This window comes from Candidatus Aalborgicola defluviihabitans (genome assembly GCF_016705985.1).
Classification (GTDB): Bacteria; Pseudomonadota; Gammaproteobacteria; order Burkholderiales; family Burkholderiaceae_C; genus Allorhodoferax; species Allorhodoferax defluviihabitans.
This window is the reverse complement of the sequence record NZ_JADJKN010000002.1, coordinates 140765-160962: the sequence shown is the minus strand read 5'-3', so window position 1 is coordinate 160962 and position 20198 is coordinate 140765. Positions and strand designations below refer to the sequence as shown.

The following is a 20198-nucleotide window of genomic DNA, read 5'->3' as shown; positions in this document are numbered from 1 at the left end:
CACGTCATGGGAAAAATCACAGGATTCATGGAGTACGAGCGCATCGAAGAAGGCTACAAGCCCGTTACCGAGCGCCTGAAAAACTACAAAGAGTTTGTCATCGGCATTGACGACGCTCAGGCCCACAAGCAGGCGGCACGCTGCATGGACTGCGGCACGCCGTTCTGCAACAGCGGCTGCCCGGTCAACAACATCATTCCAGACTTCAACGATATGGTGTACCGCAACGACTGGAAAGCCGCCATCGACACGCTGCATAGCACCAACAACTTCCCCGAGTTCACGGGCCGCATCTGCCCGGCGCCGTGCGAGGCCGCTTGCGTGCTCAACGTGAATGACGACGCCGTGGGTATCAAGTCCATTGAGCACGCCATCATCGACCGCGCTTGGGCCGAGGGCTGGGTACTAGCCCAACCGGCCAAGGTCAAGACGGGCAAGACCGTTGCCGTCGTGGGCTCCGGTCCAGCCGGCATGGCGGCTGCCCAGCAGCTGGCCCGCGTCGGCCATACCGTGACGCTGTTCGAGAAGAACGACCGCGTGGGTGGTCTGTTGCGCTATGGCATCCCCGATTTCAAGATGGAGAAGTCGCACATTGACCGCCGGGTGGACCAATTGGTCAAAGAAGGCGTCACCATCCGCACCGGCGTCTTGGTGGGTGAAATGCCCAAGACCGGTGCAGCCTCCAAGGTCACCAACTGGGCCAAGGAGACCATCACGCCGGCCCAATTGCAGAAAGACTTTGATGCGGTGCTGCTGACGGGTGGTTCTGAGCAGTCGCGAGACCTGCCCGTGCCGGGGCGTGACCTGGACGGCATCCACTTTGCGATGGAGTTTTTGCCCCAGCAAAACAAGGTTAACGCGGGCGACAAGATCAAGGGCCAGCTGAAGGCAGACGGCAAACACGTCATCGTCATCGGTGGCGGTGATACCGGCAGCGACTGTGTGGGCACCAGCAACCGCCACGGTGCGGCCAGCGTGACCCAGTTCGAGGTGATGCCCCAGCCGCCTGAAGAAGAAAACCGGCCCATGACCTGGCCATACTGGCCGCTCAAACTGCGCACCAGTTCCAGCCACGAAGAAGGTTGCGAGCGCGTGTTTGCCATTTCCACCAAGGAATTCACCGGAGAAAAGGGCAAGGTCACCGGTCTGAAGACCGTTCAGGTGGAGTGGAAAGATGGAAAAATTGTCGAGGTTGCCGGTTCCGAGAAAGTGCTCAAGGCCGATCTGGTGCTACTGGCAATGGGCTTTACCAACCCGGTAGCCACCATTTTGGATGGCTTTGGCGTGGACAAGGACACGCGCGGCAACGCCAAGGCCACAACGGACTTCACCGGTGGCTATGCCACCAACGTACCCAAGGTGTTTGCCGCCGGGGACATACGCCGTGGCCAGAGCCTGGTGGTCTGGGCCATCCGCGAAGGTCGCCAGGCCGCGCGTTCGGTGGATGAATTTTTGATGGGAAGCAGCGTTTTGCCGCGGTGAATGGCCTAATACAGGGTTTACCTTAATCCCTTATCATTCAGAAGCCGGAAATTGCCCGGCTTTTGTTTTTTATGGCCCCAACCCCTTCATCCTCGCTGGTAGAACTGCGCAACGTGACCTTTGGTTACGGCGAACGCGTCATCCTGAATGATTTGTCTCTGTCCGTGCCGCGTGGCAAGGTCACGGCACTGATGGGTGCTTCGGGTGGCGGTAAAACCACGATTTTGCGGTTGATTGGTGGTCAAATCCGGGCCCAATCGGGCGAAGTGCTGTTCGATGGTCAAGACGTCACCCGCATGGACCAGACCCAGATGTATGCTGCCCGACGGCGCATGGGCATGCTCTACCAGTTTGGTGCCTTGTTCGCCGACATGAGTGTGTACGACAACGTGTCTTTCCCCCTGCGCGAGCACACCGATCTGTCGCCTGAAATGATTCACGACATCGTGCTGATGAAGCTCAACGCCGTGGGCCTTCGTGGTGCGCGCGACATGATGCCCAGCGCCCTGTCGGGTGGCATGGCCCGCCGGGTGGCCCTGGCCCGCGCCATCGCACTGGACCCCGAATTGGTGATGTACGACGAGCCGTTCACCGGCATTGACCCAATTTCTGTGGGAACCTCCGCACGGCTGGTGCGGCAGTTAAACGACACCATGGGCCTGACCAGCATTTTTGTGTCGCACGAACTGGAGCAAACCTTCACCATTGCCGACCACGTCATCATTTTGGCTAACGGCAAGGTAGCATCCGAGGGTACGCCGCAGGATGTGCTGCACAGCACGGACCCGCTGGTGTACCAATATGTGAATGCCCAGATCGATGGACCCGTGCGTTTCCATTACCCGGCCACCAGTGTGGAAGATGATTTTGGCGCCCATGCAGGGGTTGGCCACCAGAAGTTCGGAGTTGCACGATGACTTGGTATAAACCCGCCGATGTGGGATTCGCCACCCGCAGCAAGCTGGCGGATCTGGGCTACGCTGCGCGCCTGTTTATGCGCCTGCTGACGTCCATAGTGCCCACTTTTCGCCGGTTTGGCCTGGTGCGCGACCAACTTCATTTTTTGGGCAACTATTCCCTGGCCATCATTGCGATATCGGGCCTGTTTGTCGGGTTTGTGTTTGGCCTGCAGGGCTATTACACCTTGCAGCGCTATGGTTCGTCCGAGGCCCTGGGCCTGCTGGTAACGCTGAGCTTGGTGCGTGAACTAGGGCCAGTGGTGACGGCGCTGCTGTTTGCGGGCCGGGCCGGAACATCGCTCACCGCTGAAATTGGGCTGATGAAAGCTGGCGAGCAAATCAGCGTGATGGAAATGATGGCGGTGGACCCTATTCAGCGTGTGCTGGCACCGCGTTTCTGGGCTGGTGTGGTTGCGATGCCCCTGCTGGCTGCGGTGTTCAGCGCCATGGGCGTCATCGGCGGCTGGGTGGTGGGCGTTCTCATGATTGGGGTCGACTCCGGGTCTTTTTGGAGCCAGATCCAGGGCGGCGTCGATGTTTGGCAGGATGTGGGCAACGGTGTCATCAAGAGTGTGGTGTTTGGATTGACAGTGACGTTTATTGCCGTGTACCAGGGATTTGAGGCCCAGGCAACGCCGGAAGGGGTGGCCAGTGCGACCACCCGCACGGTGGTGGTGGCCTCGCTGGCCGTTTTGGGTCTGGACTTTATCCTGACCGCCATGATGTTTACGATATGAGAACTTTGCGGGACAGACCAGAGCGTAGTGATGCTCTGTCCACAACTGATTAAAGAAGGTTTTACATGCAGCGCTCTAAAAACGACGTGTGGGTGGGGATGTTTGTCATCATCGGGGCGGTAGCCATCCTGTTTCTGGCCTTGCAGTCGGCCAATTTGCTGTCTTTGAACTTCCAGTCCACCTATAACGTGTCGGCCAAATTCGACAACGTGGGCGGGCTCAAGCCCAAGGCCGCCGTGCGCAGTGGCGGCGTGGTGGTGGGGCGGGTGGAATCGATGACCTTTGACGACAAGACGTTTCAGGCACGGGTGACTCTGGCATTGGAGAGTCGTTACGCTTTTCCTAAAGACAGTTCGTTGAAAATCCTGACCAGTGGTCTGCTGGGTGAACAATACATCGGCATTGAAGCCGGCGCTGCCGAGACCAATTTGGTGGCGGGCGATGTCATCGGTGCGACTCAATCCGCCGTTGTACTGGAAAATCTGATTAGCCAGTTCCTCTTCAGCAAGGCCGCCGACGGGGCCACCACCCCTGCGCCGGAGAAAAAATGAGTGTGATGCAAGCAATTGATACCAAGCGTGTTGCACCCCCATCGGGCTTAGGGGCGCGCATGGTGCGCTGGGGCGTAGTGGCCGCTGTTATTTTGTTGCAGGCCTGTGCGACAGTGGCCAATCCCGATCCGCGCGACCCTATGGAAGGCTGGAATCGCAGCGTTTTTGGGTTTAACGATGCAGTAGACCGTGCCGTGGTCAAACCTGTGGCCACCGCGTACCGCGATGTTCTGCCCAATTGGATGCGGACTGGAATTGGCAACTTTTTCAACAACCTCGAAGACCTCTGGTCGGGTGTCAATAATGCCCTGCAATTGCGTGGCGTGTATACGGCAGACAGTTTTGGCCGGGTGATGATCAACACCACCATGGGTTTGGGCGGGGTGCTGGATGTGGCCGGTGAAATGGGGATGGAGCGCCACCCCGCCAATTTTGGCCTGACACTGGGCCGCTGGGGCGTTGGCCCTGGGCCGTTTGTGGTGCTGCCGCTCCTGGGGTCGTCCACCTTGCGTGATACGGTAGCCTTGTCGGTCGATATTCCTGCCAACCCGGTTCGTCACGTGGCGGATGATCCCACCCGAGATGCCCTGGGTCTGCTGAATCTGGTGGACACCCGGTCGAACTATTTAAGGGCAGGCGAAGTCGTAGAAGAAGCGGCCCTGGACAAATACAGCTTTACCCGTGATGCCTATTTGCAGCGTCGCCGCAACCAGGTGTATGACGGCAACCCGCCTGAAGACGATTTCATGTCGGAGCCCGATGCGAACCACCCGGATAATGGAACCCAATGAGGGGATTGATGATGAACACCAAACGAACTTTCTTGCGCCAGACCCTGGCAACCACTGCCACCCTGCTGGCCTTTGTTCTGGCCGGCCCGCTGGCCCATGCAGCCGACGAGGCGCCGGATGCGCTGATCAAACGCCTGTCTGTTGACGTGCTGGAAACCATCAAGGGCGACAAGGCCATCCGCGCCGGAGACACCGCCAAGGTCATTGCCCTGGTGGACGAGCGCATCATGCCCAACGTGAATTTTCAGCGCATGACCTCGTCTGCCGTAGGCCCGGCTTGGCGCCAGGCCACGCCCGAGCAAAAGAAGCGTCTGCAAGAAGAGTTCAAGATCCTGCTCGTGCGCACCTATGCTGGTGCACTGGCCCAGGTGACTGACCAGACCATCACCATGAAACAGTTTCGTGGTTCGCCTGATGACAAAGAGGTTCTGGTTCGCTCCGAAATTCGGGGTGGCGGTGACACCGTTCAACTCGACTACCGTCTGGAAAAGACGCCGGGTCAGGGTGCCGGTTGGCGCATCTACAACCTCAACGTGCTGGGTGTGTGGCTGGTGGAAACCTACCGCAGCCAGTTTTCACAGGAAATCAACGCCAAAGGCATCGATGGCCTGATCGCCACCCTGACCGAACGCAACAAGGCCAACGTTAAGAAAGGCTGATGTGCTGAGCCTGCCTGCCGAATTGACCCACAACCAGGCCAAGGACTGCCTGGCACAACTGGTGGTCGGCGCAAACGCCGAGCCGTCCCCGGTGATGGTGAATGCTGCGCCCTTGACGCGCTTTGACTCTTCGGCGCTGGCTGTGCTGCTGGAGTTGCGTCGTACCTGCCAGCGTTTGGGTAAAACGCTGGTCGTGCAGGGCATGCCAACACACCTTGGCGATTTGGCCACCCTGTACGGGATTGAAGCGCTGCTGCCCCGTCCCTGAACCCTGACCGCCTAAAATGGCGGCTCTTCATGTCTGCCATCTCCTTTCAGTCCGTTTCCAAGTCCTATCCTTCGCCGCGTGGCCCCAGTGGTTCCACCTTTTTTGCGTTGGACAACGTACAGCTCGACATCGAGGAGGGCGAATTCTTTGGCTTGCTCGGCCCCAATGGTGCCGGGAAAACCACCATGATCAGCATCCTGGCTGGCCTGACCCGTGCCACCAGTGGACGCGTGACGGTTCAGGGCTGTGACGTGCAGACTGATTACGCACAGGCGCGGCGCAAACTGGGCATCGTTCCGCAGGAACTGGTGTTTGACCCTTTTTTCAATGTGCGTGAGGCCCTGCGCTTTCAGTCCGGCTATTTCGGCATCCAGAACAACGATGCCTGGATCGACGAACTGCTGGACAGCCTGGGCCTGACCGACAAGGCTGGCGCCAATATGCGCCAACTCTCCGGCGGCATGAAGCGCCGTATGCTGGTGGCGCAGGCACTGGTGCACAAGCCGCCGGTCATTGTGCTGGACGAACCCACCGCCGGTGTGGACGTGGAACTGCGCCAAACCCTGTGGCAATTTGTGTCCAAACTCAACAAGCAGGGGCACACCGTGCTGTTGACCACCCACTACCTGGAAGAAGCTGAGGCCCTGTGTGGCCGCATTGCCATGCTGAAGTCCGGGCGCATCGTGGCACTGGACAGCACGTCGGCCCTGCTCAAGGCGGCCTCGGGCAATGTGTTGCGCTTCAAGACCACGGGCGAATTGCCACCGGCACTGGCTGCACGGGCGCGTGTGACCGGCAGTGTGGTGCAGTTGCCAGCCCAAAGCGCGCTGGAAATCGAACAGTACCTGGCCACTATGCGCGAAAGCGGCCTGGTGGTGGAAGATGTGGAAATGCGCAAGGCCGATCTGGAAGACGTCTTCATCGAAATCATGCACCGCAATGTGCCGCGCCCCATTGCTGGAGAGCCAGCATGACCGGCTGGCAAACGCTTTTCTACAAAGAAGTTCTGCGCTTCTGGCGGGTGGGCTTTCAAACGGTGGCGGCCCCCGTGTTGACCGCCATGATGTACCTGCTGATTTTTGGCCATGTGATGGAAGGTCACGTCAAAGTCTACGACACGATTAGCTACACGTCGTTCCTGATACCGGGCCTGGTGATGATGAGCGTTTTGCAAAACGCGTTTGCCAACAGTTCATCCTCCCTGATCCAGAGCAAAATCATGGGCAACCTGGTGTTTCTGTTGCTGACACCGCTGTCACACCGGAGCTGGTTTGTGGCTTATGTGGGCTCATCCCTTGTTCGGGGGCTGGTGGTGGGCGTAGGCGTGTTGCTGGTGGCCGTTTGGTTTGCCCCACTGAGCTTTGCGCAACCGCTGTGGATTGTGGCGTTTGCGGCGATGGGTGCGGCACTCATGGGCGCTTTGGGTTTGATTGCCGGACTTTGGGCCGAAAAGTTTGACCAGTTGGCTGCCTTCCAGAATTTCATCATCATGCCCATGACTTTTCTCAGCGGCGTGTTTTATTCCATTCAATCGCTGCCACCCGTCTGGCAGACGGTGAGCCACTTCAACCCGTTTTTCTACATGATTGATGGCTTTCGCTTTGGCTTCTTTGGTGTGAGCGATGTCTCCCCCTGGTTAAGCTTGGGCATTGTGGGCTCGGCGCTGGCCGTTGCCAGCCTGCTGGCCATGCATTTGCTGCGCACTGGCTACAAAATTCGCACCTAAAACCGGAGTTACTTGATATGACTGCTGAAGACATCGAATCCCTGATCGCCGCCCATCTGGTCTGTGAACTCTGCCGTGTGGAAGGCGATGGCCGCCACTGGTACGCCACCGTGGTCTCCACCGCGTTTGAAGGCTTGCGTCCCATTACGCGCCACCAGCGCGTCTATGCCGCCATGGGTTCGCGCATGAAGACTGACGAAGTGCATGCTCTGTCCATCAAGGCGTTTACCCCCGCCGAATGGGCTGCGCAAGCCGCATAAACGCAACGTCACTGACACGATGGACAAATTACTGATTCGCGGCGGCAACCCATTGCAGGGCGAGGTGCTGATTTCGGGCGCCAAAAACGCGGCTTTGCCCGAACTGTGCGCCACGCTGCTCAGTGCCGAGCCGGTCACGCTGCGTAACGTGCCGCGTTTGCAAGATGTGTCCACCATGCTCAAACTCATCCGCAACATGGGTGTGCAGGTAGAGCAGGGTGCCGATGGTTCCGTGCGGGTGGATGCAGGTAGCTTAAGTTCCCCCGAGGCACCCTATGAGCTGGTCAAAACCATGCGTGCTTCGGTGCTGGCGCTGGGCCCTTTGCTGGCGCGCTTTGGCGAGGCCACCGTGTCTCTGCCCGGCGGTTGTGCCATTGGCTCGCGTCCGGTGGACCAACACCTCAAGGGGCTGGCCGCCATGGGGGCCGAGATCGTGGTCGAGCACGGCTACATGCTTGCCAAGCTGCCCAAGGGCCGCAAGCGCCTGCAGGGCGCGCGCATCACCACCGATATGGTGACCGTCACCGGCACCGAGAATTTTTTGATGGCTGCGGCTTTGGCCGAAGGCGAAACCATTCTGGAAAACGCCGCCCAGGAGCCCGAGATTCCTGATCTTGCAGAAATGCTGATCAGCATGGGCGCAAATATCGAAGGCCATGGCAGCAGCCGCATCCGCATCCAGGGCGTTGAATCCCTGCACGGCTGCACCCACCAAGTAGTGGCCGATCGCATCGAAGCTGGCACCTTCTTGTGTGCTGTGGCAGCTACTGGTGGCGACGTGGTGCTCAAACATGGACGTCTGGACCATCTGGAGGCGGTGGTGGAAAAACTGCGCGACGCCGGCGCCACCGTGACTGCGGTGGACGGTGGCATCCGCGTGCAGTCCCTTGGCCGCCTGAAAGCGCAGAGCTTTCGTACCACCGAATACCCGGGGTTTCCTACCGATATGCAGGCCCAGTTCATGGCGCTCAACAGCATCTCGCACGGCAACAGCATGGTGACCGAGACTATTTTTGAAAATCGTTTCATGCACGTCAACGAGCTGGTGCGCCTGGGCGCCAACATCCAGATCGACGGCAGGGTGGCGGTCATTGAGGGTGTGGAAAAACTGTCTGGCGCCACGGTGATGGCCACCGACCTGCGCGCCTCTGCCAGCCTGGTGATTGCCGGTCTGGTGGCCGACGGTGAGACGGTGGTGGACCGCATCTACCATCTGGACCGCGGTTACGACCAGATGGAAGCCAAACTGCGCGGCATTGGCGCAGACATAGAGAGAATCAAATGATCACACTCGCGCTTTCCAAAGGCAGGATCTTTGAAGAAACCATGCCCCTGCTGCGCGCCGCCGGCATTGAGGTACTGGACGATCCCGAAAAATCGCGCAAATTGATTCTGGACACCAACCTGCCCGATGTGCGGGTGCTGGTCGTGCGCGCCACCGACGTGCCCACCTACGTGCAATACGGCGGAGCCGACATGGGCATCACCGGCAAAGACACACTGCTTGAGCATGGCAGCGATGGCCTGTACCAGCCGCTGGATCTGCGCATTGCCATGTGCCGCATTAGCGTGGCGGTGCGCTCTGACTTTGACTACGCCTCTGCCGTCAAACAGGGTTCCCGCCTCACGGTGGCCACCAAGTATGTGGCTATTGCCCGCGATTTTTTTGCGACAAAGGGTGTGCACGTGGACTTGATCAAGCTCTACGGCAGCATGGAGCTAGCCCCCCTGGTCGGCATGGCCGATGCCATTGTCGATCTGGTGTCCACCGGCAACACGCTCAAGGCCAACCACCTGGTGGAGGTGGAGCAGATCATGGACATTAGCTCGCGCCTGGTGGTCAACCAGGCCGCGCTCAAGCTCAAGCGTGAGCCCATCCGCAAAATCATCGATGCCTTTGCCAGCGCGGTCCAAGTAACCGCTTAAGCAGAACAACTCTGCACAACTCTGCACAACCGCTATGACTTTGATAGCTGCTCCTGTACGTCTTTCTACGGCCAACGCCCAATTTGAGGCTGAATTCAAAGCCCGTTTGCATTGGGCAGACGACACGGATGCCGCCATCGAGCACAGCGTGGCCGATATTCTGCAAGACGTGCAGCGCCGTGGCGATGCGGCCGTGCTGGACTACACCGCACGCTGGGACCGTGTGCAGGCCACCAGTGTGCAGGCGCTGGAACTGACGCAGGCCGAACTCAAGGCCGCTTTTGATGCCATTCCCGCCCCGCAACGCGAAGCCCTGCAGGCGGCAGCGGCACGCGTGCGCAGCTACCACGAGGCCCAAAAGCACGCCAGTGGCGAGAGCTGGAGCTACCGCGATGCCGATGGCACGCTGCTGGGGCAAAAAGTCACTCCGCTGGACCGCGTGGGCATTTACGTGCCGGGCGGCAAGGCCACTTATCCTTCATCGGTGCTGATGAATGCCATTCCGGCGCATGTGGCCGGGGTTGGTGAAATCATCATGGTGGTGCCCACACCCGGCGGCGAGAAAAACGCCATGGTGCTGGCCGCCGCCTACGTGGCGGGCGTGACACGTGCCTTTACCATCGGTGGCGCGCAAGCCGTGGCGGCACTGGCCTATGGCACTGCCACCATTCCCAAAGTGGACAAAATCACCGGCCCCGGCAATGCCTATGTGGCTGCGGCCAAGCGCCGCGTGTTTGGTACCGTGGGAATCGACATGATTGCCGGCCCCAGCGAGATTCTGGTGCTCGCCGATGGCACGACCCCGCCCGACTGGGTGGCCATGGACTTGTTCAGCCAGGCCGAGCATGACGAATTGGCGCAAAGCATTTTGCTGTGCCCTGATGCGGCGTACATCGACCAGGTGCAGCAGAGCATGAACCGCCTGCTGCCCGAAATGCCACGCGCCGCCATCATTGCCAAGAGCCTGACAGACCGTGGCGCGCTAATTCACACCCGCAGCATGGAAGAGGCCTGTGCCATCAGCAACCGCATTGCGCCGGAGCACCTGGAAGTGTCCAGCCGCGAACCCCACCAATGGGAGCCGCTGCTCAAGCATGCGGGCGCCATCTTTTTGGGCGCTTTCACGTCCGAGAGCCTGGGCGACTACTGCGCTGGTCCCAACCACGTGCTACCCACCAGTGGCACCGCGCGCTTTAGCAGCCCGCTGGGCGTGTATGACTTTCAAAAGCGAAGCAGCCTGATTGAGGTGAGCGAACAGGGTGCCCAAGTATTGGGGAAAATTGCCTCGGTACTGGCGCATGGCGAGGGCTTGCAAGCCCATGCGCGCGCGGCGGAAATGCGATTGAAGTAAAAATGGGTGCATCAGGACGACAAATTCCTATGCACACATCAACACATTCCCAAAAACCCATTCCTTCCCAGCTGTTGGCCTGGTTGCGCACGCTCTGCGCGCTGGCAGTGGGCGCCGCACTGGTGTTGCCCGCCTTCGCGATGTCCATCCGCGAAATGCGCACGCTTGAAAAAACCGAAAAGCTGGGCAGCACCTACACCGACTATTACCTGGTAGGCGTGATGGAAGGTACGTTAGCGACCCACGACCAGGCTGTGCGCAACGGTGCCACCCCTACCATTTGCCTGAACGGCCGACGACTGCTGCCCAGCATGGCCAAGGGCCTGTTCACCACCGAGCTCAAGCGCAATGCCGACCTGTACGAGGCGGACATGCCTGTAGAACTGGTCATGCTCAATGCGCTGGGCACGGTGTACCCCTGCTAGTGTGCGCTGCGGCAGGGTTTAACGTTGAGGCTCAGCCGCGTTTCGATGCCGTTAGCAATAGTAGCCCGCCGGCGACGATGGCACCAATGCCCGCCCACAAGGGAATGTTGACCTGCTTCTGTTCCTTGACGGTTAGCTCTAGTGACCCCAGCTTCACAGCGGTCGTGTCCTTCGTGTAGCTAAAGCCACCGTAAACCAACCCCAAAGTGCCACCCAGCAAGAGCGCTATCGCCAATAGTCTGATTGAGTTCATATTTAGTTCTCCTTCATTAAAGCCCATCGTCCCCACGCCCGACGAGACTGAGGAAGAGCCACTTGTGGCATTGGGACATACATCGCGAAAGAGACCCGTGCGGTAACGCACATAGCGCATCTGAGTGCGATACAGAGTACTATGTAATTGATAGCGTATAGTTCATATTCGACGAGGGCTAGCGGTCGATTTCGCTTAAAGTTTTATCGTAACCGCACATCCATGGCGAACACAGCCGCGCCTGCGGATTATGATTTTTACAAGCTGTGATCGTCGGCAAGAGCAGTACTGGTTGCAAAGGCCAGCACATGGCAGTCAGGGTCCAGCGAGTAGGCCGCAGTGTGGCCCCAATCGCGAACCTTGAACCCGCTCAGTTCCTTGGCTCCCGCCGCCAATGCCCGGCGATGGTAGGACAGCGCATCTTCCGTGAGCAAATAGACCTCTGCGCGTGGGATGCCCCGCGCAAGCGATGGATCAGGCAGGGCCGGACCCAGCAGGTTTTTGATGCCGGCCTCTGGCATGAGGCCAAGCACACCCCCGCTGGGTAAGAGGAACTCCGTCATCCCCGGCACGTTCAAGCGCGGGGCAAGGTCAAGAACCGCCGCATAGAACGCCGTGCTTCGCGCTTGGTCCGAAACGTAGAGGATGAAGTACGATTCCATGGGGTTTGCGGTGCGGCGTGGGTTTGTGCGGTCTACCCTATGAAGTTAGATCGCATTGTTTGATAGGCTGCTGGCTGCCTTTGAACTGGTAAGGGGCGGAGATTCTGTTTCGGCGTGAAGTGCTCTAAGACCACGTTGAGGAAGCGCCATGTGCGAGCTGGTAGCCTGGAATGAGCGTCAGACAATCTGGCATGAACTCGGACAAGCGACAATTTTCAGCTCCATATCGCCCAACCATCTGCCGGCAATGACGCCCGCTTTGTACACCTGACAATGAGTGACCTGAGGCAGCGCCCGATTCGGTTCTTGTCGGTTCAACTGAAGATCATTGAATGAGCGCGATTCCTTGCCGACCAGGATCAGCTCCTGCGACTCACCGCGTCCAGGCAAGTAGATCCCTCAAAAATTCGTCGCGTAACTTTCGAGAGAACCAACCGTCAAGGCCAGCTAAATCATTGTGCGAAGCCTCTCCCAGAATGCCAGTCCCCCGGACGATTGAGACCTAAGCGGGCACGAACCCATAACCAGAAATGAGAAGTGCGCCATTAATCCGTGCCCACCGAAGACGCTGCCACCCGTCGCCATGCCGACCCAGCCTGATTTCGCAAGCCCGATTGAAGGTAACGTAGATCGCCAAATTTTGCGGAATAATCTTGCAACGTCACCATTTAAATTAGCCGTAGCGCTCGTGAATAGTGCATTGTTAAAACTATAACGCTAAACCGGAGTGCGGCTGGATGTGTCGAAGTGTCAGCGATTTAGCAGGTGACTGTCCATTGGGCATCATTTTTCTCGCTGCTTTTGAATGGCAGTATGCTTTGCCTTCAAGGCAAAGGAAGCCTTTAATCCAGTCACATTCAGGTTTAATTGGATTAACACTGATTTCGTGTTGCACGAAATTCGTGTATACTTGTTTCCAATGAAAAACGTGACCATCACCGTCGAAGACGCCTCCCTGGAGTGGATACGCATCGAGGCGGCCAAGCGCAACACCAGTGTGTCGCGGCTGGTGGGCGAGATGCTGACGGACAAGATGCAGCACGACGACGCCTACGCCCGCGCCCAGCGCGATTGGGTGGCGGATACCTCCAGCTTCAACTCGGCGGGCAAGGTCTATCCGGCAAGGGACGCACACAATGGCTAGCGCCTTGCCCGACGCCGGCGCCATCGTTTTTGTCGACACCAACGTGTTGTTGGCCGCCGACGATGCGTTCGATGCCAGCAAACAAACCCGCATCCGCGAATGGCTGCAGGCGCTGTGGCAGCGCCGGGCAGGGCGGGTGAGTACGCAGGTGCTGGGCGCTTATTACGTGAACGCCACCCATCATTTCGGCATGCCGCAGGGCGATGCGCGTGCCAAGCTACGCCGCTACCAGCTCTGGCAGCCCTGGCAGATTGACCACCAGACGGTCGAAACCGCCTGGGGCGTGGAGGCGCGTTTTGGTCTGCCGTATTGGGATGCGCTCATCGTGGCGGCCGCCGCGCAAAGTGGTGCCAGCCATGTGCTCTCGCTGGATTTGCAGCACGGCCAGCAGATTGATGGTGTCACCGTGTTGAGCCCTTTGCTAGCCACGCCGCTTGAATTGGCGTTGGTGGATTGATTGTTTTTGAAAGCCCCCGCATGACCCCTGATACTTCCGCAGCTGTCAACGCATTGATTGGTCGCCGCATCCGCCAAGACATTGTGTCCATGCACGCCTATGCCATTCAGGATTCCAAAGGCATGGTCAAGCTCGACGCCATGGAGAACCCGCACCGCCTGCCCGCAAAATTACAGGCCGAGTTGGGCCAGCGCCTGGGCGCACTGGCGCTGAACCGCTACCCCGATGGCCGCGTCAATGACCTGCGCAAAGCCCTGGCGGATTACGCCGCTATGCCTGAAGGCTTTGACATCATGCTGGGCAATGGCTCGGACGAACTCATCAGCCTCTTGGCCATGGCTTGCGATGTGCCGGTGCCAGCCGGCGGCAAAAAGCCGGTGATTCTGGCGCCCCTGCCCGGTTTTGTGATGTACGCCATGAGCGCGCAATTGCAGGGCCTGGATTTTGTGGGCGTGCCGCTCACCGCTGATTTTGAGCTGGACGCCCCCGCCATGCTGGCCGCCATTGCCCAGCACCAGCCCGCCATCATCTACCTGGCGTACCCCAACAACCCCACTGCCAACCTGTGGGATGCGGCGGACATGGCCCGCGTCGTGGCGGCGGGCGCCCAAGTGGGCAGCATTGTGGTGATCGACGAGGCGTACCAGCCGTTTTCCAGTCGCACCTACCTGGATGTCATCCGAGCCAACCCGGCGGCGAACGCCCATGTGCTGCTCATGCGCACCCTGAGCAAATTTGGCCTGGCCGGTGTGCGTTTGGGCTACATGATGGGCACCAAGGCGCTGATCGCCGAGGTGGACAAGGTGCGCCCGCCCTACAACATCAGCGTGCTGAACTACGAATGCGCCCTGTTTGCGCTGGAACATCAAGAGGTGTTTGCCGCGCAAGCCCTCGATATACGTACACAACGCGCTACACTTTTAGAAGCATTGCGCCAATTGCCCGGTGTGCACGCCTGGAACAGCGATGCCAATATGGTCCTGATTCGCGTGCCGGATGCGCAGCGGGTCTTCGATGGTTTGAAGGCGCGCGGGGTTTTGGTCAAGAACGTTTCTAAAATGCACCCATTGCTAACCCATTGCCTGCGCGTGACTGTCGGCACCGCCCAAGAAAACACCCGCCTCCTGTCTGCACTTGCTGAATCACTATGACCAACCACTCTCTGATGGAATTGCCCCCCGACCCACTGGCGGATCGCGTGGCCGATGTAGCACGCAATACCGCAGAAACGCGGGTGCGTGTCAAAGTCAATCTGGATGGCACTGGCCAATCGCGCCTTTCCACCGGTATTGGCTTCTTTGACCACATGCTCGACCAGATCGCCCGCCACGGGCTGATTGACCTCGATATCGAGGCCGATGGCGACCTCCACATCGACGGCCACCACACGGTAGAAGACGTGGGTATTACCTTGGGCCAGGCCGTGCACAAGGCCGTTGGTGACAAAAAAGGCATTCGCCGCTACGGCCACGCCTATGTGCCGCTGGACGAGGCGCTGTCCCGCGTGGTGGTGGATTTCTCCGGCCGTCCAGGGCTGGTAATGGATGTGCCATTCAAGAGTGGGATGATTGGTACCTTTGACAGCCAGTTGACCCACGAGTTTTTTCAGGGCTTCGTCAACCATGCTTTTGTGACACTGCATATCGACAACCTCAAGGGCGAAAACGCCCACCACCAGGCCGAGACCGTGTTCAAGGCCTTTGCGCGTGCCTTGCGCTTTGCGCTGGAGCGTGACCCGCGCACGGCTGGCACCATTCCATCCACCAAGGGTTCGCTCTGACATGAAGAAGACCGTTGCGGTGGTGGACTACGGCATGGGCAATCTGCGCTCGGTCACCCAGGCCGTCATGCATGTGGCGGCCGATGCCGGTGTGGACGTAGTCTGGGCCCGCACCCCTGCCGAGGTTATGGCAGCCGAGCGCGTGGTGCTGCCCGGGCAGGGCGGCATGCGCGACTGCATGCGCGAGTTGCATGACAGCGGCATGTACGGCGCCGTCATGCACGCCGCCCAGCACAAACCCCTGATGGGCGTGTGCGTGGGGATGCAAATGCTGCTGGACCATTCCGAGGAGTTGGACACCCCCTGCCTGGGACTGATCCCTGGAGAAGTGGTCAAGTTTGAACTGGCTGGCCAAATTCAGCCCGATGGCAGTCGCTACAAGGTGCCTCAAATGGGCTGGAACCAGGTCTGGCACAGCAACCTGGGCCATCCCCGGCCGCATCCGGTTTGGGGCGACGTGCCGGATGGCAGCTATTTCTATTTTGTGCACAGTTACTTTGCCCGACCGTCTGATGCGCGCCACAGCGTGGGCGAAACCGACTACGGTCAGCGCTTTTCGGCGGCCATAGCGCGCGATAATATTTTTGCTACCCAGTTCCACCCTGAAAAAAGTGCCGACCACGGCCTCGCTCTCTACCGCAACTTCCTTCACTGGAAACCCTGAAACCCCCCTTCGGCTTTCGCTGACACCATGCTCCTCATTCCTGCCATCGACCTCAAGGACGGTCACTGCGTGCGCCTTAAACAAGGTGTTATGGATCAATCCACCACTTTTGGCGAAGACCCCGGCGTCATGGCCCGCCAATGGGTGACCAAGGGCGCGCGGCGTCTGCACCTGGTGGACCTGAACGGTGCCTTTGCAGGCCAGCCCAAGAATGAGGCTGCCATCCGCAAGATCCTCAAAGAAGTGGGCAGCGAGGTGGATGTGCAGCTGGGCGGCGGCATCCGCGACCTGGACACGATTGAACGCTACCTGGACGCCGGCCTGCGCTATGTCATCATTGGCACGGCTGCGGTTAAAAACCCCGGTTTCCTTCAAGACGCCTGCACCGCGTTCGGTGGCCACATCATCGTGGGTCTGGACGCGCGCGACGGCAAGGTCGCCACCGATGGCTGGAGCAAGCTCACACGTCATGATGTGATCGACCTGGGTAAAAAGTTTGAAGACTACGGCGTTGAATCCATCATCTACACCGACATTGGCCGCGACGGTATGTTGACCGGCATCAATGTAGAGGCCACCGTCAAGCTGGCGCAAGCCTTGTCCATTCCGGTGATTGCCTCCGGTGGTTTGAGCAATATGGCTGATATCGAAGCCCTGTGCGAAGTGGAAGACGAGGGTATCGAAGGCGTGATCTGCGGGCGTGCGATCTACAGTGGCGATCTGGACTTTGAAAAAGCGCAAGAGCGCGCTGATGAATTGAACGGCTAATGCTAGCCAAGCGAATCATCCCGTGCCTGGATGTAACGGGTGGCCGGGTCGTCAAAGGCGTCAACTTCGTTGAACTGCGCGATGCCGGTGACCCGGTGGAAATTGCGGCGCGCTACAACGCGCAGGGCGCGGACGAACTTACGTTTTTGGACATCACCGCTACCAGCGATGGGCGCGATTTGATTTTGCACATCATTGAAGCCGTGGCTTCACAGGTGTTTATTCCGTTGACCGTGGGCGGTGGTGTGCGCGAAGTGGCCGACGTGCGCCGCCTGCTCAATGCCGGTGCCGACAAGGTGAGCTTTAATTCTGCCGCAATCTCCAAGCCGCAGGTGATTGAAGACGCGTCGGCCAAATACGGCTCGCAGTGCATCGTGGTGGCCATTGACGCCAAGCGTCGCTATGGCGAAGACGCCCTGGCGCGTGGTGAGGGTTGGGACGTGTACAGCCACGGTGGTCGCAAAAACACCGGCCTGGACGCTGTGGCCTGGGCAACCGAAATGGGCCGCCGTGGCGCCGGCGAGATTTTGCTCACCAGCATGGACCGTGATGGCACCAAATCCGGCTTCGACCTGGCGCTGACCCGTGCGGTGAGCGATGCTGTTGGTGTTCCAGTGATTGCCTCGGGCGGTGTGGGTACGCTGGATGACCTGGCCGACGGCATCACCAAGGGCGGTGCCGACGCCGTGCTGGCCGCCAGCATCTTTCACTACGGCGAATTCACCGTGGGCCAGGCCAAGGAATGCATGGCCCGCCGCGGTATCCCTGTCAGGCTGTAGGAAGTATCACTTTGTCGATGACGTGAATGACGCCGTTACTCGTCAGCACATCGGTCGCGACGATCTTGGCTTTGCGGCTGCGTGCATCGGTAATAGTCAGCGTGCTGTCCACCGTGAATTTTCCGCCCTGCACCGTGGCAATGGGCGTGCCCACGGGAACGTCTGCCTTGAGAACACGCCCAGCTACCACGTGATAGGTCAACACGTTGGTCAACAACGGTACGTCCGCCAGCAACGCCTGTTTGCTGATTCCCAACTCTGCGAGCAAGGCAGCGAACGCGGCATTGGTTGGTGCAAAAACCGTAAACGGCCCCGCTCCTGACAGTGTTCCTTGCAAATTGGCGGCAATCACGGCTTCAACCAAAATACTGAAGTCGGATATGCCAGCGGCTGTTTCCACAATGTTTTTGTTCGCAGGCAAGATGACCTTGTCAATGACATGAATCACGCCGTTAGAGGCGTTGATGTCAGTCTGGATTATTTTCGATACGCGGTTGCGACCATCGGTAATTGCCAGTGCGCCAGAGGAGGTTTCGATTTTGAAAATCGAACCGCCCACGGTTGATATGGCCTTCCCAGCCGGAATGGCGGCTTTGTCTACTCGACCGGACAGCACATGGTAGGTCAGCACTGCGGTGAGCAATGGTTTATTCGCCAGCAGTGCGTCTTTGGTTACCCCCAACTCACCGAGAAGGGAAACGAACGCAGCATTGGTGGGTGCAAAAACGGTGAAGGGGCCTGGGCTTTTAAGCGTATCAACAAGACCGGCTGCTGCCACTGCCTCAACAAGGATGCTCAAGTCCGGATTGGATTGGGCAATTTGGACAATGTCAGGGTCGTTGCCGCCCCCGCATGCGGCCAATAAGCTGCTGCCAACCGTTGCGGCGCCGACCGCCAAAAGAATTGATCTGCGTTGCATAGCTACTCCTAAGTTAAACTTGTATGATTGAAACAATACGACTGCGTTAAAATTATTACCAATTGGTATTAATTTGCTTTTGATGGTATTTCATATAACTGAGTGGTTTCGAGTCAGCCATCATTTCCCTAAAAATTTCATGGTCTTTGCCGTTTGCCTTCAGCCAATTACCTCGGAACGAGGGTTTGCTGCAATCAGGGACAATCAACGTATGAATTGGTTAAAAAACATCAAATGGGATTCCAAAGGCTTGGTGCCTGTGATCGCGCAGGAGCAGGGCACGGGTGACGTTTTGATGTTTGCCTGGATGAACCGCGAGGCTCTGCAAAAGACCGCCGAGCTGGGACGGGCTGTGTATTTCAGCCGCTCGCGCAACAAGCTCTGGTACAAAGGTGAAGAATCGGGTCACGTGCAGAAGGTGCACGAAATCCGCATGGATTGCGACAACGACGTCATTTTGCTCAAGGTGACGCAGCTGGGGCACGAGCCCGGCATTGCTTGCCACACCGGCCGCCACAGCTGTTTTTTCAGCGTGCTGGACAATGGCGTTTGGAAAGCCATAGACCCGGTCTTGAAAGACCCTGAATCCATCTACCGATAGCACCATGAGCGCAAATACCACCTCGCAAGACGCCCTGGCCCGATTGGCTGCGGTGATTGAAAGCCGCAAGGCTGCCAACGGCGGCGACCCCAATGCCAGCTATGTGGCCCGGCTGCTGAGCAAAGGCCCCGACGCCTTTTTGAAGAAAATTGGCGAAGAAGCCACCGAAGTGGTCATGGCCGCCAAGGATGCCGACCACAGTGGAGACACTACCAAGGTCGTGCGCGAAGTGGCCGACTTGTGGTTCCACAGCATGATTGCACTGGCACACTACGGACTGACACCAGCCGATGTCATTGCTGAACTGGAGCGCCGTGAAGGAACCAGCGGTATCGAAGAGAAGGCCCTGCGCAAGGTGCTGGACCGGGAAGCTGAAACAAAATGACTGATCACGCCCCCAATTGCCTGTTCTGCAAAATCATTGCGCGGCAAATTCCTTCGCGCACGGTGTTTGAGGACGACGAGTTTTATGCCTTTCACGACATCCACCCCTGGGCGCCTGTGCATTTTTTGATGGTTCCCAAGCAGCACATTGTCTCCATGGCCCACATCGGGCCGGAGCACGCAGCCCTGATGGGCCGCATGATGGCGTTGGTACCTAAACTGGCCCTGCAAGAAGGCTGCAATCCGTACCCTGAAGGAGGGTTCCGGTTGCTAACCAACACCGGGGCGGAAGGTGGGCAGGAGGTTCAGCACCTGCACTTTCATGTGATGGGTGGCCCGCGCCCTTGGCTGCGGGGTTAATAGCGTTCACTTAAACTACTGTATCTACCAAGGAGTAAGCCATGGGCTTGTCAACTACGCACCTGATCATTTTTTTGGTCATTATCATTTTGATTTTTGGCACCAAGAAGCTTAAGAACATTGGCTCCGATCTGGGCGGTGCGGTCAAGGGTTTCAAAGATGGCATGAAAGACGGAAGCAACGCCGAGAAATCAGCCGAAACGCCTGCGCCAACGCTGGTCGCCACCGAAAAAACCGAAGCCAAATCCACCATCGATGTCGAAGCCAAGATCAAGAGTTGATGGTGGCGTTG

General features: G+C 58.6%; 28 protein-coding genes. 25 read left to right on the top strand and 3 right to left on the bottom strand.

All coding sequences use genetic code 11. The annotated features are described in order from the left end of the window. The first annotated feature begins 6 nt into the window (after positions 1 to 6). The 14 genes from IPI80_RS01175 (at position 7) to IPI80_RS01110 (ending at position 11135) form a co-directional block, all read left to right on the top strand. A complete protein-coding gene (locus IPI80_RS01175) occupies positions 7 to 1482 on the top strand; it encodes a glutamate synthase subunit beta (protein WP_413856355.1) in 1476 nt (491 codons plus the stop codon). A gap of 71 nt (positions 1483 to 1553) precedes the next feature. Next, positions 1554 to 2399: an ABC transporter ATP-binding protein gene (locus tag IPI80_RS01170; protein ID WP_413856353.1), complete on the top strand. Its 846-nt coding sequence runs from the start codon at positions 1554 to 1556 to the stop codon at positions 2397 to 2399. Then, positions 2396 to 3178, top strand: coding sequence for a lipid asymmetry maintenance ABC transporter permease subunit MlaE (gene mlaE / locus IPI80_RS01165; RefSeq protein WP_413856351.1), 783 nt, complete (start codon positions 2396 to 2398; stop codon positions 3176 to 3178). Before IPI80_RS01170 ends, mlaE begins: the two co-directional genes overlap by 4 nt. A 65-nt stretch (positions 3179 to 3243) precedes the next feature. After that, complete coding sequence (mlaD, locus tag IPI80_RS01160) at positions 3244 to 3729, top strand: outer membrane lipid asymmetry maintenance protein MlaD (RefSeq protein WP_413856349.1); 486 nt, start codon at positions 3244 to 3246, stop codon at positions 3727 to 3729. Further along, entirely contained in the window at positions 3726 to 4520 is a 795-nt protein-coding gene (locus tag IPI80_RS01155; protein WP_413856347.1) for a VacJ family lipoprotein, read from the top strand. The genes mlaD and IPI80_RS01155 overlap by 4 nt, the downstream gene beginning before the upstream one ends. Positions 4521 to 4528: 8 nt before the next feature. Next, on the top strand, positions 4529 to 5179 hold the full coding sequence (locus tag IPI80_RS01150; RefSeq protein WP_413856345.1) for a phospholipid-binding protein MlaC: 651 nt from the start codon (positions 4529 to 4531) through the stop codon (positions 5177 to 5179). Position 5180: 1 nt separating this feature from the next. Beyond that, positions 5181 to 5447 (top strand): lipid asymmetry maintenance protein MlaB, encoded by a 267-nt coding sequence (locus IPI80_RS01145; protein ID WP_413856343.1) that lies wholly within the window; start codon positions 5181 to 5183, stop codon positions 5445 to 5447. 29 nt (positions 5448 to 5476) lie between these two features. Next, the gene (locus IPI80_RS01140; protein WP_413856341.1) at positions 5477 to 6421 is read left to right on the top strand and encodes an ABC transporter ATP-binding protein; all 945 of its coding nucleotides are present in this window, start codon (positions 5477 to 5479) and stop codon (positions 6419 to 6421) included. Beyond that, positions 6418 to 7173, top strand: a complete 756-nt coding sequence (locus IPI80_RS01135) for an ABC transporter permease (RefSeq protein WP_413856339.1) — start codon at positions 6418 to 6420, stop codon at positions 7171 to 7173. The genes IPI80_RS01140 and IPI80_RS01135 overlap by 4 nt, the downstream gene beginning before the upstream one ends. Positions 7174 to 7190: 17 nt before the next feature. After that, positions 7191 to 7433, top strand: coding sequence for a BolA family protein (locus IPI80_RS01130; RefSeq protein WP_413856337.1), 243 nt, complete (start codon positions 7191 to 7193; stop codon positions 7431 to 7433). A 19-nt stretch (positions 7434 to 7452) separates the two neighbouring features. Beyond that, a complete protein-coding gene (gene murA / locus IPI80_RS01125; protein WP_413856335.1) occupies positions 7453 to 8718 on the top strand; it encodes a UDP-N-acetylglucosamine 1-carboxyvinyltransferase in 1266 nt (421 codons plus the stop codon). Continuing rightward, entirely contained in the window at positions 8715 to 9359 is a 645-nt protein-coding gene (gene hisG, locus IPI80_RS01120; RefSeq protein ID WP_413856333.1) for an ATP phosphoribosyltransferase, read from the top strand. The genes murA and hisG overlap by 4 nt, the downstream gene beginning before the upstream one ends. Before the next feature lie 34 nt (positions 9360 to 9393). Then, complete coding sequence (gene hisD / locus IPI80_RS01115; RefSeq protein WP_413856331.1) at positions 9394 to 10710, top strand: histidinol dehydrogenase; 1317 nt, start codon at positions 9394 to 9396, stop codon at positions 10708 to 10710. A 29-nt stretch (positions 10711 to 10739) separates the two neighbouring features. After that, positions 10740 to 11135, top strand: coding sequence for a hypothetical protein (locus tag IPI80_RS01110; protein ID WP_413856329.1), 396 nt, complete (start codon positions 10740 to 10742; stop codon positions 11133 to 11135). A gap of 31 nt (positions 11136 to 11166) precedes the next feature. On the opposite strand, the gene IPI80_RS01105 is transcribed toward IPI80_RS01110, so the two are convergent. Together IPI80_RS01105 and IPI80_RS01100 are read right to left on the bottom strand one after the other, a co-directional pair. After that, positions 11167 to 11388 (bottom strand): hypothetical protein, encoded by a 222-nt coding sequence (locus tag IPI80_RS01105; protein ID WP_413856327.1) that lies wholly within the window; start codon positions 11386 to 11388, stop codon positions 11167 to 11169. A 257-nt stretch (positions 11389 to 11645) separates the two neighbouring features. Further along, positions 11646 to 12050 carry a VOC family protein gene (locus IPI80_RS01100; RefSeq protein WP_413856325.1) on the bottom strand — a complete coding sequence of 135 codons (405 nt, stop codon included), beginning with the start codon at positions 12048 to 12050 and terminating at the stop codon, positions 11646 to 11648. A 919-nt stretch (positions 12051 to 12969) separates the two neighbouring features. Between IPI80_RS01100 and IPI80_RS01095 the strand changes: the two genes are divergently transcribed. From IPI80_RS01095 to hisF, 7 genes are read left to right on the top strand one after another with little or no spacing between them, the layout of a single operon-like run. Next, entirely contained in the window at positions 12970 to 13194 is a 225-nt protein-coding gene (locus IPI80_RS01095; RefSeq protein ID WP_413856323.1) for a CopG family transcriptional regulator, read from the top strand. Next, positions 13187 to 13651, top strand: a complete 465-nt coding sequence (locus tag IPI80_RS01090) for a PIN domain-containing protein (RefSeq protein ID WP_413856321.1) — start codon at positions 13187 to 13189, stop codon at positions 13649 to 13651. Before IPI80_RS01095 ends, IPI80_RS01090 begins: the two co-directional genes overlap by 8 nt. 20 nt (positions 13652 to 13671) lie before the next feature. Then, the gene (gene hisC, locus IPI80_RS01085; protein WP_413856319.1) at positions 13672 to 14802 is read left to right on the top strand and encodes a histidinol-phosphate transaminase; all 1131 of its coding nucleotides are present in this window, start codon (positions 13672 to 13674) and stop codon (positions 14800 to 14802) included. Between the two features lie 14 nt (positions 14803 to 14816). Continuing rightward, a complete protein-coding gene (gene hisB, locus IPI80_RS01080) occupies positions 14817 to 15431 on the top strand; it encodes an imidazoleglycerol-phosphate dehydratase HisB (protein WP_413857554.1) in 615 nt (204 codons plus the stop codon). 1 nt (position 15432) lies between these two features. Beyond that, positions 15433 to 16095 (top strand): imidazole glycerol phosphate synthase subunit HisH, encoded by a 663-nt coding sequence (gene hisH / locus IPI80_RS01075; protein WP_413856317.1) that lies wholly within the window; start codon positions 15433 to 15435, stop codon positions 16093 to 16095. A 27-nt stretch (positions 16096 to 16122) separates the two neighbouring features. Next, positions 16123 to 16863 carry a 1-(5-phosphoribosyl)-5-[(5-phosphoribosylamino)methylideneamino]imidazole-4-carboxamide isomerase gene (gene hisA / locus IPI80_RS01070; RefSeq protein WP_413856315.1) on the top strand — a complete coding sequence of 247 codons (741 nt, stop codon included), beginning with the start codon at positions 16123 to 16125 and terminating at the stop codon, positions 16861 to 16863. After that, a complete protein-coding gene (gene hisF, locus IPI80_RS01065; protein WP_413856313.1) occupies positions 16863 to 17642 on the top strand; it encodes an imidazole glycerol phosphate synthase subunit HisF in 780 nt (259 codons plus the stop codon). The genes hisA and hisF overlap by 1 nt, the downstream gene beginning before the upstream one ends. Here the strand turns inward: hisF and IPI80_RS01060 are convergent. Beyond that, positions 17632 to 18561 carry a fasciclin domain-containing protein gene (locus tag IPI80_RS01060; RefSeq protein WP_413856311.1) on the bottom strand — a complete coding sequence of 310 codons (930 nt, stop codon included), beginning with the start codon at positions 18559 to 18561 and terminating at the stop codon, positions 17632 to 17634. The genes hisF and IPI80_RS01060 overlap by 11 nt on opposite strands. A gap of 211 nt (positions 18562 to 18772) precedes the next feature. Between IPI80_RS01060 and hisI the strand changes: the two genes are divergently transcribed. Genes hisI through tatA form a run of 4 tightly spaced genes read left to right on the top strand, consistent with a single transcriptional unit; the run spans position 18773 to position 20187 of the window. Further along, a complete protein-coding gene (gene hisI / locus IPI80_RS01055) occupies positions 18773 to 19162 on the top strand; it encodes a phosphoribosyl-AMP cyclohydrolase (protein WP_413856309.1) in 390 nt (129 codons plus the stop codon). A gap of 4 nt (positions 19163 to 19166) precedes the next feature. Further along, the gene (locus IPI80_RS01050) at positions 19167 to 19547 is read left to right on the top strand and encodes a phosphoribosyl-ATP diphosphatase (protein ID WP_413856307.1); all 381 of its coding nucleotides are present in this window, start codon (positions 19167 to 19169) and stop codon (positions 19545 to 19547) included. Then, entirely contained in the window at positions 19544 to 19906 is a 363-nt protein-coding gene (locus IPI80_RS01045) for a histidine triad nucleotide-binding protein (RefSeq protein ID WP_413856305.1), read from the top strand. The genes IPI80_RS01050 and IPI80_RS01045 overlap by 4 nt, the downstream gene beginning before the upstream one ends. A gap of 41 nt (positions 19907 to 19947) precedes the next feature. Then, a complete protein-coding gene (gene tatA / locus IPI80_RS01040; RefSeq protein ID WP_413856303.1) occupies positions 19948 to 20187 on the top strand; it encodes a Sec-independent protein translocase subunit TatA in 240 nt (79 codons plus the stop codon). Positions 20188 to 20198 lie beyond the last annotated feature (11 nt).